At 69.0% G+C, this 14397-nt stretch carries 7 protein-coding genes and 3 pseudogenes; 6 read left to right on the plus strand and 4 right to left on the minus strand.

Translation table 11 applies throughout. The features are described from left to right. Positions 1 to 55 precede the first annotated feature (55 nt). Complete coding sequence (gene eccCa / locus BLV72_RS25440) at positions 56 to 4006, minus strand: type VII secretion protein EccCa (protein WP_093465078.1); 3951 nt, start codon at positions 4004 to 4006, stop codon at positions 56 to 58. 174 nt (positions 4007 to 4180) lie between these two features. On the opposite strand from eccCa, the pseudogene eccD reads away from it, so the two are divergent. After that, positions 4181 to 5637 (plus strand): annotated as a pseudogene (gene eccD, locus BLV72_RS25445) (type VII secretion integral membrane protein EccD). Between the two features lie 155 nt (positions 5638 to 5792). On the opposite strand, the gene BLV72_RS25450 reads toward eccD, so the two are convergent. The 3 genes from BLV72_RS25450 to BLV72_RS25460 are packed head-to-tail and all read right to left on the minus strand — an operon-like array spanning position 5793 to position 9245. Beyond that, the gene (locus tag BLV72_RS25450) at positions 5793 to 6491 is read right to left on the minus strand and encodes a hypothetical protein (protein WP_093465080.1); all 699 of its coding nucleotides are present in this window, start codon (positions 6489 to 6491) and stop codon (positions 5793 to 5795) included. 6 nt (positions 6492 to 6497) lie between these two features. After that, positions 6498 to 8792, minus strand: coding sequence for a DUF6571 family protein (locus tag BLV72_RS25455; protein ID WP_093465082.1), 2295 nt, complete (start codon positions 8790 to 8792; stop codon positions 6498 to 6500). A gap of 12 nt (positions 8793 to 8804) precedes the next feature. Further along, the gene (locus BLV72_RS25460; RefSeq protein ID WP_093465084.1) at positions 8805 to 9245 is read right to left on the minus strand and encodes a hypothetical protein; all 441 of its coding nucleotides are present in this window, start codon (positions 9243 to 9245) and stop codon (positions 8805 to 8807) included. A 2732-nt stretch (positions 9246 to 11977) separates the two neighbouring features. On the opposite strand from BLV72_RS25460, the pseudogene BLV72_RS52070 reads away from it, so the two are divergent. From BLV72_RS52070 to rpsO, 5 genes and pseudogenes are all read left to right on the plus strand, one after another. Then, a pseudogene (locus BLV72_RS52070) lies at positions 11978 to 12454 on the plus strand (outer membrane protein assembly factor BamB family protein); the annotation flags it as partial. Continuing rightward, complete coding sequence (locus tag BLV72_RS48825) at positions 12369 to 13199, plus strand: serine/threonine-protein kinase (protein WP_208905720.1); 831 nt, start codon at positions 12369 to 12371, stop codon at positions 13197 to 13199. The pseudogene BLV72_RS52070 and the gene BLV72_RS48825, both read left to right, overlap by 86 nt. After that, positions 13142 to 13312 (plus strand): annotated as a pseudogene (locus BLV72_RS52075) (hypothetical protein); the annotation flags it as partial. The gene BLV72_RS48825 and the pseudogene BLV72_RS52075, both read left to right, overlap by 58 nt. A gap of 116 nt (positions 13313 to 13428) precedes the next feature. Then, the gene (locus tag BLV72_RS51105; protein WP_280143016.1) at positions 13429 to 13560 is read left to right on the plus strand and encodes a hypothetical protein; all 132 of its coding nucleotides are present in this window, start codon (positions 13429 to 13431) and stop codon (positions 13558 to 13560) included. A gap of 365 nt (positions 13561 to 13925) precedes the next feature. After that, positions 13926 to 14213, plus strand: coding sequence for a 30S ribosomal protein S15 (gene rpsO, locus BLV72_RS25490; protein WP_020868053.1), 288 nt, complete (start codon positions 13926 to 13928; stop codon positions 14211 to 14213). The last annotated feature ends 184 nt before the right edge of the window (positions 14214 to 14397 follow it).

A 14397-nucleotide genomic window follows, 5' to 3' on the forward strand; every position in this document is an offset into this window, starting at 1 on the left:
CAGTTGTTCCTCAAAAGCTAGCAACTGGGTGGGGTCTCGCCCACCATGTTCAGCGCTACTGCTCCGGCAGCCACCCCACCTGGGTCAGCGGCACCCCACGCTTACGCGAGACGAAGAAGCCACGACCAGGCGGCATGGGCCGCGGGCGGACCCCACCGAAGACGTCGCCCTCGCCTGGGTCACCGGACAGCACCATGCCCTGGGCGCCGAGTTCCTTTACGCGCTGCATAAAGGACTCGAACATCGAACGGGAGGAGCCCGCGGAATTGCGGGCGATGATGAAGCGCATGCCGACGTCGCGGGCGAAGGGCAGGTTCTCGGTCAGGACTGCCAGCGGGTTGCCGCTGCTGGTGGAGACCAGCTCGTAGTCGTCGATGATGACGAAGAACTGGGGGCCGCTCCACCAACTGCGGTCGCGGAGCTGCTGCGGGGTGATATCCGGCTTGGGGGCGCGTCGCTCCATCAGGCCGTTCAGCGCACTGGCGTGGAGTTCCAGCGCGGACGCGATCGGAGCGTACTCGAGGAGATGGCTGTCCGGGATGACCCCGAGCAGGGAGCGGCGGTAGTCGCCGACCACGATCTTCGCCTCATCCGGACCGTACCGCTCGATGATCTGCTTGGCGATCAGACGGATGAGCGATGTCTTGCCCGACTCGCTTTCACCGAAGATGACGAAGAACGGGTCGGTCTCGAAATCGATGAATACCGGTTCGAGGTTTGTCTCGTCGATGCCGATCGCAATGCCGTGCTGCGGGTATTCGAAGCCCTTGGGGAGGTCGTCCGCGCGGAGCTTGCGCGGGAGCAACCGCACGCGCGGGGCGGGCGGGCCGGACCAGGCGGCGCTGACCGCGCGGACCAATTCGGTTGTGGCCTCCGTCATGCTGTTGGGGTCGTGGCCCTTGTCGATGCGCGGCTGAGCGCCCATGAAGTGGAGCTTTTCCGGGAGTTGCCCGCGGCCGGGGACGCCGACCGGGACGTTCGCGGCGACCTTGCGGTCGAACTCCGAGTCCATCGTGTCGCCGAGACGCAGTTCCAGCCGGTTGAGCAGCTGGTCCTTCAGCGACGCGCGGACCTCCATGTTGCGGGAGGCGGTGATGACGACATGGACGCCGTAGCCGAGCCCTCGGCCGGCGATGTCGGTGACAATGCCTTCCAGCATGTCGTACTCGGCCTTGAAGTTGCCCCAGCCGTCGACGATGAGAAAGACATCGCCCCAGCCCTGGTCGGCGTGTTGTCCTGCCGCCCGCTGGCGCCGGTAGGTGCCGATGGAGTCGATGTTCTTGGCGCGGAAGTACTCCTCACGCCGGGCGAGAACCCCGGAGACCTCCGCGACGGTCCGCCGCACCTTCTCCGGGTCCAGGCGGGAGGCGACCCCGCCCACATGCGGCAGATCCGCGATGGCACTCATACCGCCGCCACCGAAGTCGAGTGCGTAGAACTGCACCTCGGCGGGGGTGTGGGTGAGGGCGAAGCCCGTGACCAAGGCGCGCATCAGAGTGGACTTGCCGGACTGCGGGCCGCCCACCACCAGCATGTGGCCCGCGGCGCCGGAGAAGTCGCGGTAGAGGATGTCGCGCCGCTGCTCGAACGGCTTGTCGATGAGGCCCAGAGGAACGACAAGACCGCCGGGCCTTGCGTAGTCCGCCGACTGAAGACCCCGCTCCGGGGTGGGGGCCAGCGGCGGCAGCAGCTCGTCCATGGACGGCGCCTCGTCCAGGGGAGGCAGCCAGACCTGGTGGGCGGGCTGGCCCTGGCCTTCCAGACGGCTCACGATGACGTCCAGGACCGTCTCGGCCAGTGCGTCGTCCTCGGGCTGGGCCGGGGCGTTCAGCCTCGCCGGATCCGGGGCGGCGTAGGTCACCGGGACGGGGGCGGCCGTGAACAGCACCGGCCGGCGCTCGACGGGCAGGGACGCGCTGTCGAATCGCGCGGGGGCCGTGCGGTACGTGCCGGAGACGTACGCCGCCTTGAAGCGGGTCATCTCGTCGGTACCGAACTTCAGATAGCCGGAGCCGGGCACGGGGGGAAGGTGGTAGGCGTCCGGCACGCCCAGGGCCGTACGGGACTCGGCGGCGGAGAAGGTGCGCAGACCGATGCGATAGGAGAGGTACGTCTCCAGGCCGCGCAGGCGGCCCTCCTCCAGCCGCTGCGAGGCGAGCAGCAGATGCACACCCAGCGAACGGCCGATTCGGCCGATCTGGATGAACATCTCGATGAAGTCCGGCTTCGCCGTCAACAGCTCGCTGAACTCGTCGATCACCAGAACGAGTGACGCCAGGGGCTCCAGTGGGGCTCCGGCCGCCCGCGCCTTCTCGTAGTCGTGCATGTTGGCGTAATTGCCCGCCGAACGCAGCAGCTCCTGACGCCGCTGCAGCTCACCGGTGATCGAGTCGCGCATGCGGTCCACCAGCGTCAGGTCGTCCGCGAGGTTGGTGATCACCGCGGCCACATGCGGCAGCTCCGACATGCCCGCGAAGGTGGCGCCGCCCTTGAAGTCCGCGAGGACGAAGTTGAGAGTCTCGGACGAATGCGTGACCGCCAGCCCCAGCACCAACGTTCGCAGCAGCTCCGACTTGCCCGAGCCCGTCGCGCCGACGCACAGACCGTGCGGGCCCATACCCTCCTGTGCCGCCTCCTTCAGGTCCAGCATGACCGGGGAGCCGTCCTCCGAGACCCCGATCGGCACCCGCAGCCGCTCGGCCAGCGAGCGGGGCCGCCAGGTGCGGGAGACATCCACCGAACCGGCGTCGCCCAGCCCCAGCAGCTCGGTGAAGTCGAGATTGGCCAGCAGCGGCTCATCGTCGTCGTCCCCGCCCATGCGCAGCGGCGCGAGCTGCCGCGCGAGCGCCTCCGCCGCCTCCACGGACAGCGAGTCGGGTGTGCCGTCGTATCCGGCGACCTGCGACTCCAGCTGCAGCTTGCCCGGCCGTACGACGATCGACAGACCGCCGCGCGGCTCGTCGAGTTCGCCCGCCACCACCTCGATGACGGTGACGCCCTGCAGCCCCTCGGCCGCCGCGAACGCCGAGTCCGGCGGCACCATCGCGCCGTCGAGCACGAGCACCAGATGCGGCTGGTCGAGGAGCGGCTGTCCGTCCCTGCTGAAGCGGGTACGGCCCTCCAGACGCCCCCTCAGCAGCTCCTCCACCTCGGCCAGGGAGTCGCCGAACAGCCGTCGCGAGCCCGCGCCGTCGAAGGATCCCGGCACCTGCGCATGGGGGAGCCACTTCGTCCACTCCCACTGCTCCGCCGCGCCGCGGGAGGCGACCGTCGCGATGACGAGGTCCTCCGGCGAGTGCAGGGTGGCCAGTTGGGCGATCAGTGCCCTGGCGATCCCGTGCACCTGCTCCGGAGCCCCGGACACGGTCATGTGGTAGAAGGCGCGCAGCGACACCGCCATGGGCAGGTTGTCCAGTGACCCCTGGGTCGCGAGAAAACGCTGCATCGCGCCGGCCGTCAGCGGCTCCAGCTCGTCCACGGTGGCGGTCTCGGGAGCGATCAGGGGCGTGGAGAGCTGCTGTGTTCCGAGCCCGAGCCGCACCTGTACGAAGTCGTGGTCGGTCAGCCGCCGTTCCCACACCCGGCTGCCTTCGGCGACGATCGACCAGAGCTGCTCCGGGGCGGGGTGCAGATAGAACTGGGCGTCGCGCTGCCGCTGGGCCGTGCGCCGTACGGTCCGGCGCGTCTGTGCGAGGTACTTGAGGTAATCGCGACGCATGTCCGCCCGCTGGCCCTGAGAGCCCTGCCGATGCCGCATGACCATGGCGATGGTCATGGCGAGCGTGGAGAACATCATCATGACGCCCATGATCTTCATCATCGGGGCGGCACCCGGCATGAAGAAGTAGACCATCGACGAACCCATGCCGAGTGTGGGCAGCAGCTGCATGAGCATGCCCTCTTGCTGCCCGCGCGGCAGTTCCGGGGGTGGTTCGAGGCGGAGTTCCTCGGTCGGCACCTCGGGTGGCAGAGCCCTTGGCTGGCGCTTGACGACGACCTGGCTCACCGGATCCCTCATCCCTCCACACGGAGGGACAGTTCTCGTCCGGCACCCCCGTGGCGACGGCCTCCCTCCGCGAGTCAGCGATCCTATCGACGTATCGGCTCCAGAGCCCCGGTAGGGTGGCCGCCGCGCGCATGACACCGGCGATGTCGCAGACCGAACCAGGGGGCCCTACACGTGAGTACGTCCGCAACAACCGGTTTCTGCAGGGTGACCGTCGTCGCACCCGACAGCCGGATCGATGTCGCCCTCCCGGAGGACATCCCTGTCGCCGACGTTTACCCGGAGATCCTGCGCCTGACCGGGCAGACGCAGCCGACCGGCGCTCCCACCGGGTATCACCTGGTGCGACGCGACGGCACCGTCCTGGACAGCAGCCGCTCTCTCCTCGCCCAGCAGATCCTGGACGGGGAACTGCTGGCTCTGCGGCCCTTCGCCGAGTCGCTGCCCCCGCCGTCTATGACGATGTGTCCGATGCGATCGCCTCCGCGGTCACGCGTGACCGCACGCTGTGGAACGACCGGTTCCTGCGGGCCGCGGGGCTGCTCGGAGGGGCGCTGCTCCTGATCCTCATGGGCTTCGTGCTCTGGTTCGCCGATCCCGTCAAGCACGATATGCACGGCCTCCCGGGCATCATCGCCGCCGCCGTGGGCGTGCTGTTGACCGCCCTCGCGGGGGTGCGGGCACGGGTGTACGAGGACCGCGCCTCCGCCATCGCCCTCGGCATGGCCGCCCTTCCCCATCTCATGATCGCCGGGTCGGGGATCATGGCCCTGGACGCGGGGGAGGGCGTCGGACGGCTCCAGTTCCTGCTCGGCTGCGTCACCGTGCTCGTCGGCTCGGCCGTCCTGGTCATCGTCATGCCCAGTGGCGACGCTCCCTTCGTCGCCGCCGTCTTCGCGGCGAGTGTCGGGACCCTCGCCACCTTCTGCGAGATCCTCACCGACGCCGGCGCCACCGAGACGGCCGCCGTGTGCGCCGTCGTCGCGATCGGAGTGATCGCCTTCCTGCCGGGGCTGTCGGCTCGCGTCGCCCGTCTGCCCATCGGCTACGCCGCGCCCCACTCGTCGGCCGATGACCTGGACGCCGGCCCGGACGCCGAGCCCCTCGACATCCACCGCATCGCCGCCCAGACCCGGCGCGGTCACGAGATGCTGCTGGGCATGGTCGGCGGCTGCTCCGCCGTCGTCGTGGGCGCCGCCGCGGTCCTGGGCTTCTCCGAGGGTGTGTGGGCGCAGCTTCTCGCGCTCGCGGCCGGTCTGGCGATGCTGCTGCGTGCCCGCCTCTTCCGGTACACCGCCCAGGTCGCCGCCGTCTTCGGCGCGGGTCTGCTCGCCCTGGCCCTGCTCGTACTGGGGCTGTCGCTGAACCCGCCGGCCGACGCGGTACTCAAGCTCCTGACCGAGAACGACCGCGGACCGCTGGACATCCGTACGATCTGGCTCGCGGTGTCCGTGACCGTGGGCGCAGGCTTGATCATCGGCGTCGCTCTGGTCATTCCGAAGAAGGGCCTGTCACCCTTCTGGGGACGTCTGTCCGACCTGGCCGAGAGCGCCTTCCTGCTCTCTCTGGTACCCCTGTGTCTCGCCGTGCTGGACGTCTACAGCTCGGCACGGAGCCTGACCAGTGGCTGAGTGGCCACCGCGCGTCTGTCGGTGCGATGGGGCGCCCGGCGGCGCGCGGGAACACCAGTGGCGGGGACACCTGAACAGGCATCAGCACCGCTGAGTCCGTCGGTGTCCCCGAGCGTCCGCTTCTCGTCACACGGCGGACAGCTTCATCCAAGCCCTCAATTTTTTGTCCAACGCTCCGACGAAGCCGGCACTTTCTCCGGCAGTTGCGACTCTTCCGAGCAGCCCAGGGCTTTGGCGAGGTTCCGCGACACGGAATTAAGAATCGATATCCTTGCGAAGTCGGTGTCCTTCTCGGAGAGTGAGGACCGCGGACTGCGCAGATTTCCGTGGATCAGGTCCGGAACATCCTTGTTCTTGGCCGGGCAAGAGAAGTAGATGTCCGCCCCGCTGCCCGACGCGCGGGCGTGCCGCCCAATGGGGAAGATGATCCACTCATCCGCGTCGCTCGACTCGAAGCTGCTACGTGTTGGATGCTCGGTCCGCCGGGAGAAGTCGATCTGTACGGCTGGGCTACTCGCGTCGGGAAGGTAGATCTCACAGGCGCTTCGGACGGTGTCCGACGATGACGCGAGCTTCTCGGCAACACTCTTGAGCTTGACCTCGTCAGTCTGTTCAAAGGTGTCCGCGCCGGTGAGCCTGCGCAGATCCCGGGCTGCTTGCCCAGTGATCGACGCGTCGCACACTTTCGTGGCCGACAGCCCCTTCGGCTTCTCCTCGTTTGCCTCTTCATGGTCGCCGTCCGAGTTCGAGCACGCACTGGTGAGTACGAGGAGGGAGACCGAAGCGAGGAGAAGCGTCCCGCGCGCCAGCGGCTTGAGCCGAGGTTCTTGTGAGGACTTCAGAGAAGCGTGCACTGGTGGTCAGTCCTTCTTGTAGGGAGGTCGCCCGCGGTATTTGTCCTCGTTCGGCCCGGTCCCGTAGTACATATCCTTGAGATCGCGGTCCAAGTCGTCGTCATCGGCCTTGTCCGCGAATCGAGAGTCTTTGAAGTACTGGTCGTATGCCTTGCCCATGTCGTCGGCACCTGCCGCGAAAAACTTCCTTCTCGCCTCCTGGGTCTGTTCTATGGGGTCGCTGTTCGCACCGTCCACCGCTTCGTCGACCTTTTGGCCGAGGAACGTGTTCAGCATCTCACCAGCGGCCTCGGTGGCCACGGGGGCGAGGGCGATGGCCGCACCGGTGGAGCCGGGTACGGGGACCATCGCGACCCCCGCGGCGACACCGGTCCCGATGAGGTACTTCCCCCATTCTCCGGACTTGGCGATGGACTTGTTGGCCTCCTCCGAATTCGCACCGTACGTGGTCTCGGCCTGTTGCACACGTGAGTGGTCCAGGATCCCTCGGACTTCAGCGTCCGTCAGCAAAGCGTCCTTACCGCGCTGGTAGTGCGCATCGCTGTTGGCGGGACTGTCGTCGAGGACGCTGAGGGAGTAGATGTGCTCGGCAGCGGTGACGATACCGTGGGACTTCTCGTCCTGACCCAGAACGCTGAGGAAGTCGATGGCTCCCTGATTGCCGAATTCGGCCCGGCCTTGGTACTTCGCGGGGAACTCACTCGGGTCGTGGCCGGCGTTGTCGCTGATGCCGGAGACGGAGTTGTTGATGTCGTCGATGTAGGCGGCGCCCATCCTGCCGAGACTGTCGGAGATGCCCTCCTGCTCGTGGATGAGCTTGGGTCCGTCCTTGCCGCCGTAAATGTAGGCGACCTGTTCCATGACGCCGGCGGTCTCCGCGGTCCTCCGATCAGCGGAACCGGGCACCATCGGGTGTTTTCCGTTGAGCTCCGACGCGTCGTACGCGTAGCCGGTGGTGGCTGATTCGAGAGCGTGACCGAGCTTGTCGTAGCCCACGATCTTGTCAGGATCACCCATGGGAGCGTCGGAGCGCCAGACCCGCTCCTTGGTGAGGTACTTCAGGTTCTCGTTGACCTCGGAGTCCCTGTCTACGGTGTCGTTCTCTCCCGGGGGCGCGGCGAAGAAATCGGTCGATGCCTCCGGGTTGTGGCCCAGGGCCTCGAGGAAGCCATTCATCGGGTCGCGGCCGCGGTCGCTCTTTCCGTAGAAGTTGAGATCGGCGGTGTCCGCATTGCTCGTCCAGTAGGGGAGGTCCTTGGAGTTGTGCTTCTTGTCGTACGCGATGAGATCGTTCCCGTAGTTGGTGAGGAACGTCTTGTCGTACTCGCCGAACCGCATCAGATTGCTCATGACCTGGAAACCCTGCGGATTTCCGGCGTGGTCGATCTCCAGGCGCTGCGGGCCGAGCTCGACCATTTTGCTTTCCCATACCTGCATGTCGCTACTATCGGACAGTGTGGCAGTGCCGATGGTGGTGCCCAGACTTTTCTGGAGTTTCTTGGCGATATCGCCGCGACCGGGATCGTAGCTTCCCTGGTAAGGATCGGCGACGCCTGCCCAGAATTCCAGGGTCTTTTTGGGACCCAGTCCTGTCGCAAAGCGCTCAGCGAACAGCGGGTCGTCCTTGTAGTTGTCCAGCGCCGTGTTGATCTGGGCGAGTTGCGTGTTGGTGAGCTCGCTGGGATCCTTCTTCGCCAATTTGACGATCTTGTCGGCGTCGGCGATGGCCTTTGCGGCGTGGTCGCGGTCCTGGTAGTACGTCTCGGAGAATCCGTAGGGGCTCTGCGTGGTGAGTATGCGGAGTGCCTGCGCCGCCGATGAGTCGGACTCCGTGGCGTTCTTGACGATCCGCTCGATGTCGCCGGACAGGTCCTCCATGTCGGCCTGGTCGTGCTCGGGTAGATCAACCCCTTTTCCGGCTCGATCGGGGTGGATGTTCATCTGGATCGTCCAGCCGCTTCCGCTGGGCACCACCGTGAGATTCTTCTCCTTTTGCGCGGCGCTGATCGTCCTCTTGAGTTCGTCCCGGTAGCCGATGAGTTCGTTCCGGGTGTCCTGAAGGATGTTGCGTATGGTGACCGCCTGATTGTAGGCGTCGCCGAACTCTTTGGCGGTTTTGGTGACGAACTCGCGTGTCACGGTGGCATTCTCGCCCGCCCAGTCGGCCTTCTTCGCGCGTCCTTGCAGTACCTCTTCGGCATCCCACTTGAGCGACTCGAGCTTGTCGATCATTTCGGTCCAGTCGGTCACCGCTTTGCCGAGGGACGAAAAATTTCCGTGGAGAAGGGCTTCAAACTTCATGGCTCTGTGCTCCTAGCGGAAGTTCTCGTCGAGGGTTTCGTAGCTGAACGAGGCCGCGATGTAATGTTCATCGCCCGCATGTGCCTTCTTGGTGTAGTCCAGGTGATTGGAGATGTGAGCGCAGGCGGCAAGCAGCGAGTTGACCTGAGTGCGCCAGGTTTCGACGACGTCGCTCAGTGCTCCGCCGATGTCGAAGTCGTCCTTGAGGTCCTTGGCCGCTGTGGCACTGGTGGCCTGGGCGTGATCGCCGTCCTTGTCGAGCCGCTGGTGGAGCTTGAATGCCGCGTCACCGATCGCGGCCAGGTCCTTCGCCTTGACGCTCAGGTCTCCCTTCTGGGCCGCAGGACTCGGGGCGGTACCACCTGGGCCGTCGACCTGATTGAGGCGCATGTGCGTTTCCTGCCGCTGTGCGGCCTCGGACTTGATCTGGGCCCATTCATCCTCGAATGACATGTTTTCCCCCGTGGTTGAACACCACCAGCGAGTCCGGTGATTGGCGTAAAGCGTTAAACTAGCAAGGGGTTGTGTCTGTTTACATCCCTTCTGTGTGCCATCTCGTGGCCTGATTGCAGGTACCCATGACCATTGGGGAGTGGGCCTTTCCGGGCCCTGAGGTTCGCGCGAGTCCAACCGCCCGCACGGCCGGAATCGTTGGTGCTGGGAGTCCTGTCCGACAGGTCGGGCAGGAGCCGGAGGCGACCACGTCTGCGGTGTGAACCTGCCGTGGGGCGGCTGTGGTCGGAGTAGGTAGGGTGGCGGGGCGCATGCTGCGGAGCGCCTGTGGCATCCGCGGTATCGGAGCAGGCGGTTACCGGACCGCCACCAGACCTTCACTGCCTCCGACAGCTATGTCGAGGGCATCGTTTCCGAAGCCACGCCCCGGCGGCTGACGGAAGTGCTCGCCGTACCGTGGGGGTTGGGGACATGGAACCGCTGAGCGGGGACGATCCGCGGCGGCTCGGGCCGTAACACAGCATCGCCAGACTGGTTCCCGATGAGGAAGACCCGTCGGCGGCCGACCGCCTCTTCCTCGCTCGCAGCCCCGGTGGGGTCCGTACGGTGCTGATCAGCACGCCCTCCGCCGAGTTGCCCGACGACGCGGCGTATCGGGTCCGCTTCCTGACGGAGGCGGAGAGCCCCCGACGGCTCGCTGACGCTCGGGCGCTTGCCCGGCTCACCCTCGTGTTGATCTCCGACAGCGCGTCCGAACCCCCGTGGCGCGCGTTTCCATACCGCCCGATGCTGCCGCTGCCGGGCGCGTTGCGGGTGTGCGGAGGGCCGCTTCCGGTCCGGACGGTGCGTGCGCCTGGGAGCGGCCCTGGCCGAGACGCTGACGGAGATCTACAAGGCGGGCTTCACCCACGCGGGAATCGCGCCGGGGACCGTGTTCGGTTGGCGAGTGACGGGCCATGGCTGGGAGGCTTCGGCGCGGTTCGGGCAGTGGGGCCCGACGGGCGGAGTCGCGTGGGCCCTTCCGGGGCTGTCCACCGACGCCCTGCCACCGGAGCAGGCGGCGGGCGGGCGCCCACGGCCGCTGGGGGATGTCTACGCGCTGGGCGCGGTGCTGGCGTACGTGGCGACGGGACGGCGGCTGCCGGACCGGAGGGGGGCGAGTTGCCGGAGGGGGGCGAGTTGCCGGAGGCGGGCGAGCTGCCGGAGGAGCTGAGGGACCTCATGCTCCCGTGTCTCGCTCCGGATCCGGCGGCCCGGCCGACCGCCGCGGCGCTGGTGGACGGGCTGACCCGGGATGTCAGGTCCCCGCTGCCGGAGAGCCCGCCCGGGGCACTCTCAGGGCCTCCGCCGACGCTCCTCGACGCGAGCCCGCGGCCCCGCCACCGGCGGTTCCGGTCGGTGGGCCCGGTGCGACCGCGGTGGACGGGGGCCTCGGCAGGGCCGCGGCGCTGCTGAGCCCCGGCTGGCCGCCGGCGCCGGTGGTCGTCGCGCTGGCCGAACAGTCGGCGGCGACGTTGGCGGCCGAGGTCGAACCGGCGGAAGCGGAGTCGGCGGCGGGCGTGCCGCTCGGGGAGTGTGTGTCGCTCAGGGGAGCGTGCCGCTCCTGGAGAGCGCGCCGCTCGGGGAGTGTGTGCCGCTCAAGGAGAGCGTGCCGCCCAAGGAGGACGTGCCCCTCGGGGAGAGCCTGCCGCTCAGGGAAGGTTTGCCCCCGAGGAGTACGCGCCGACCCGGGAGAGGCGCCCGGCACGCCCGCCCCCATCGCCGTGGGCCGGGAGACACACCCGGCGCCCCGCACCCGCCCACCCGCCTGGCGGGCGGCGCGGCGGCCGTCGCCGGGGGGCGGCCTCGGCTGGAGCCGCACGGCCCTCCAGGCGTGCCCTGCTCCGGGGCGGCCTCCGGCTCTGCCGGTCTCGCGCTCGGCGGCGGTGCGACGTGGATGGCGACCGCCGAGGACGCACCTCCGCCGCCCACCACGGCCGAGCGCCTTGCGGCGGCCAACCACTCCCGTCGTCGGCTCGCCGGTGCCCCGCCCACACCGCTGTGGCGCCATGACGTCGCCGGTGGGCCACCGGCGTGCCCCCGCTCATCCGGTCGGACAAGGTCGCCGTGGTCGCGAACGACGCGGCCGTCACCGGAATCGACCTCCGTACGGGCAAGCGACTCTGGGCGCGGGACGACGTCCGCCCCAGGGGACGGCTTCTGCCCGTCGGCAAGGAGTCGATCTGGTGCCGGGCGACGGGCTCGCCGCGCTGTCCGCCGAAACCGGAGAATCATCCAGTGGTGGCCGAAGAGCCTCCGGGCGGGTGGACGCACTCCGTACGCCGCCCTGCTGGCGGCGGAAGGCGGGACCGTCTGGCTCGCGGCGGGCCGCCGGGGGAGCGGCGCGGCCGACGATGGCCTCCTGATCGCCTATGACCTCGCCGGTCGGGAAGAGCTCTGGCGCAGCCCGCTGCCCGGCGGTTTCGACGAGGGGTACCCGACGAGGGACAGGCTCGTCGTGCGGGGCGAGATGTTCCTGGCCTTCGACAGGGAGCGGGGGACACAGCGGTGGCGGCGTTCCTACGAGGGCGTGACCGCCGGACGGCAGGTGACCACCGACGGCCGCGAGACCCTCATCGCCGCTGTCGGCACCGCGCTGCGCGGATACGGCCTGGCGGACGGCGGCGGCCCCGCGTGGAGCGTGAAGGCCAAGGGCGAGACCGGGTCCGGGCACACCGCCGACTTCCGGGGCTCCGGTCGTGCACGGCGACACCGTGTACGCCACCGACGGGGGCCACGCGGTCCACGCGCTCTCGACGGCCACGGGAGAGGTGCGGTGGCAGCGCGCCTACGCCTTCGCGACGAAGACGCTGTCGGGTGCGCGCACACCCGACACGGCCGCGGATCCGTCCGGGCGCACGGTGCTCACGGCGAACGATGTGGAAGTCGACGCTTTCGACGCCGAGGACGACGCTTTGCGGTGGCGCTTCAGGGACCTCGGCGCCGCGGCGGGCAAGGGGCCGGGCAAGGGGTCCGTCGCGGCGCGGCGCAGGGTGGCCGTGACGACGGCCCGGCCGTCGTCACCAGCGGGAGAAGCGTCTACGCGCTGCCGTTGTGCTGAGCCACGGCTGTCCGGAGGAGTGCATGGAACCGCGGCGACAGGCCGAACCGACACGGCTCGGCCCGTACCGGGTCATCGGCACGCTGGACGCCGGTGGGCGGGCCGATGACGCGCGCCGCCGTATAGCGCGGGACGACCGCACCGGCCGCACGGCCGTGCTGATGCTGCCGCACGAAACCCTCGCCGACGACCCCGGATACCGGGTGCGGTTCCGCTCGGAGGGCGAGAACTCGCACCGACTGACCGGGGGTCGGGCGGCTCCCGTGATCGACGTCGCGGGACCGGGCGCGGATCTCCCCTGGGTCGCCTACGCCTGCTTCCTCGCATTGCCGCTTCCCGCCGCGCTGGCCGCGTGCGACCGTCCGCTTCCGGAACCCACGGTGCGCGCGCTCGGCGCGGTCCTCGCACACGCCCTCGCGGACTGGCACGCGGGCGGCCTCGTGCACGCCGGGATATCGCCGCGGGCCACGCTGCTCATGGTCCTGACTGGAAAGTATGCGAGCGGGGGCACGGGGACCGAGGACCACGCGGTGGTCTGCTACGACTCCGTGCGGCGCGAGGGGATATGGCGTGCGCCGCTTCCCGCTCCCTACCAGGGAGACGGCGACGCCACCGCGGCGCTGCTCGGGCTGGACACCGAGGACGGCAGGAAGCGGTGGTCGGCACCGGGCGCCGACGCGGCGGTGCTGCTCGGCGCCGACGAGGGCGCTGCCAACCTCGCCACGCGCAGTGGTGGGATACGCGCCGTGGACCTCACCTCGCCTCGCACCGCACGCTGTGGACCATCCCGGCGCCCGTGGCCACATCGGCCAAGGCGCCGGCCCGAGCGGCGGTCGCCGGGGGCCGCCTGGTGATCCACGGATCGGGCGGCGGCGTGGCCGCCCTCGACGCCCGCACGGGCCGGACCGCATGGGGCCCGCGCGAACAGGGTTCCCCCACGGCCCTCGCCCCCGCCGTCGCGGACGGCGTCGTCTACCTCGGAGGGAAGGGCCTGAGGGCGCTCGTCCTGGTGAGCGGTGAGGAGAGGCGGACCCATGCCGGGCAGGGCGGGACCGGCTGGACCGCGCCGGCGGTGCGGGGAGCGTGGTGTACGCCGTGGACGGCACCGACCTGTCGGCGCGGCAGGCGGAGGACGGGGCGGAGATGTGGACGCTGCCGTGCGCGTCCGACGACCATCGCCTTGACGCCCCCGTCGCCGAGGGTGGCAGTGTGTGAGCGGCTCCCGACGAGCACGGGGACCACGGCGTGGCGGCGGCCGATGTCCGCAGCGGAAGCATCGCTTGGCCGTACGCGCCGGGGGCCGAGGGAGGCTGGCGGCTCGCGGCGGCCGGGAACCGGGTGTTCGCTCTGCGTCCGGCACGCTCACCGCCATGCCCGTCTTCCAGCCCCACCGCGCACGCCCCCACCAGCCCCCGCCCCCGACGCTGGTACTCTGTGTGTTGGCCGTTTGCGTACGCGTCCCCGGAGGCTCCGAGTCTCGGGAGACAGCGCCCAGCGGACCCCGCCTCCCGAGTCACGGAAGATCCCCTGAGACAACGACCAGGGGCACTCGGCGGCTGATACGAAGCAAGGAGTACCGAGTGTCGCTCGACGCCGCTACGAAGAAGCAGATCATGACCGAGTTCGCCACCAAGGAGGGCGACACCGGCTCCCCCGAGGTCCAGGTCGCGCTGCTCACGCGCCGCATCTCCGACCTGACCGAGCACCTCAAGACCCACAAGCACGACCACCACTCCCGCCGTGGTCTGCTGCTCCTGGTCGGCCAGCGCCGCCGGCTGCTGCAGTACCTGGCGAAGAAGGACATCACGCGCTTCCGTGCGCTGGTCGAGCGCCTGGGCATCCGCCGGGGTGCGGCGGGCGCCAAGTAAGACGCCAAGGAGGGAGCGGTTCCCGCTATGGGGGCCGCTCCCTTTGCCATACACGGCGCCGTACGGTTTCAGCCAAAGGTGACCCGTACGGCCTTCACGCCGGTGCGTAGCCAGCGTGCTACGTACCGTAGGGGCCGGAGAGCACAGCCGTCGTGATGACGGCCGAAGCTTTGTAGTCTGGTCC

The organism is Streptomyces melanosporofaciens (genome assembly GCF_900105695.1).
Lineage (GTDB): Bacteria > Actinomycetota > Actinomycetes > Streptomycetales > Streptomycetaceae > Streptomyces > Streptomyces antimycoticus.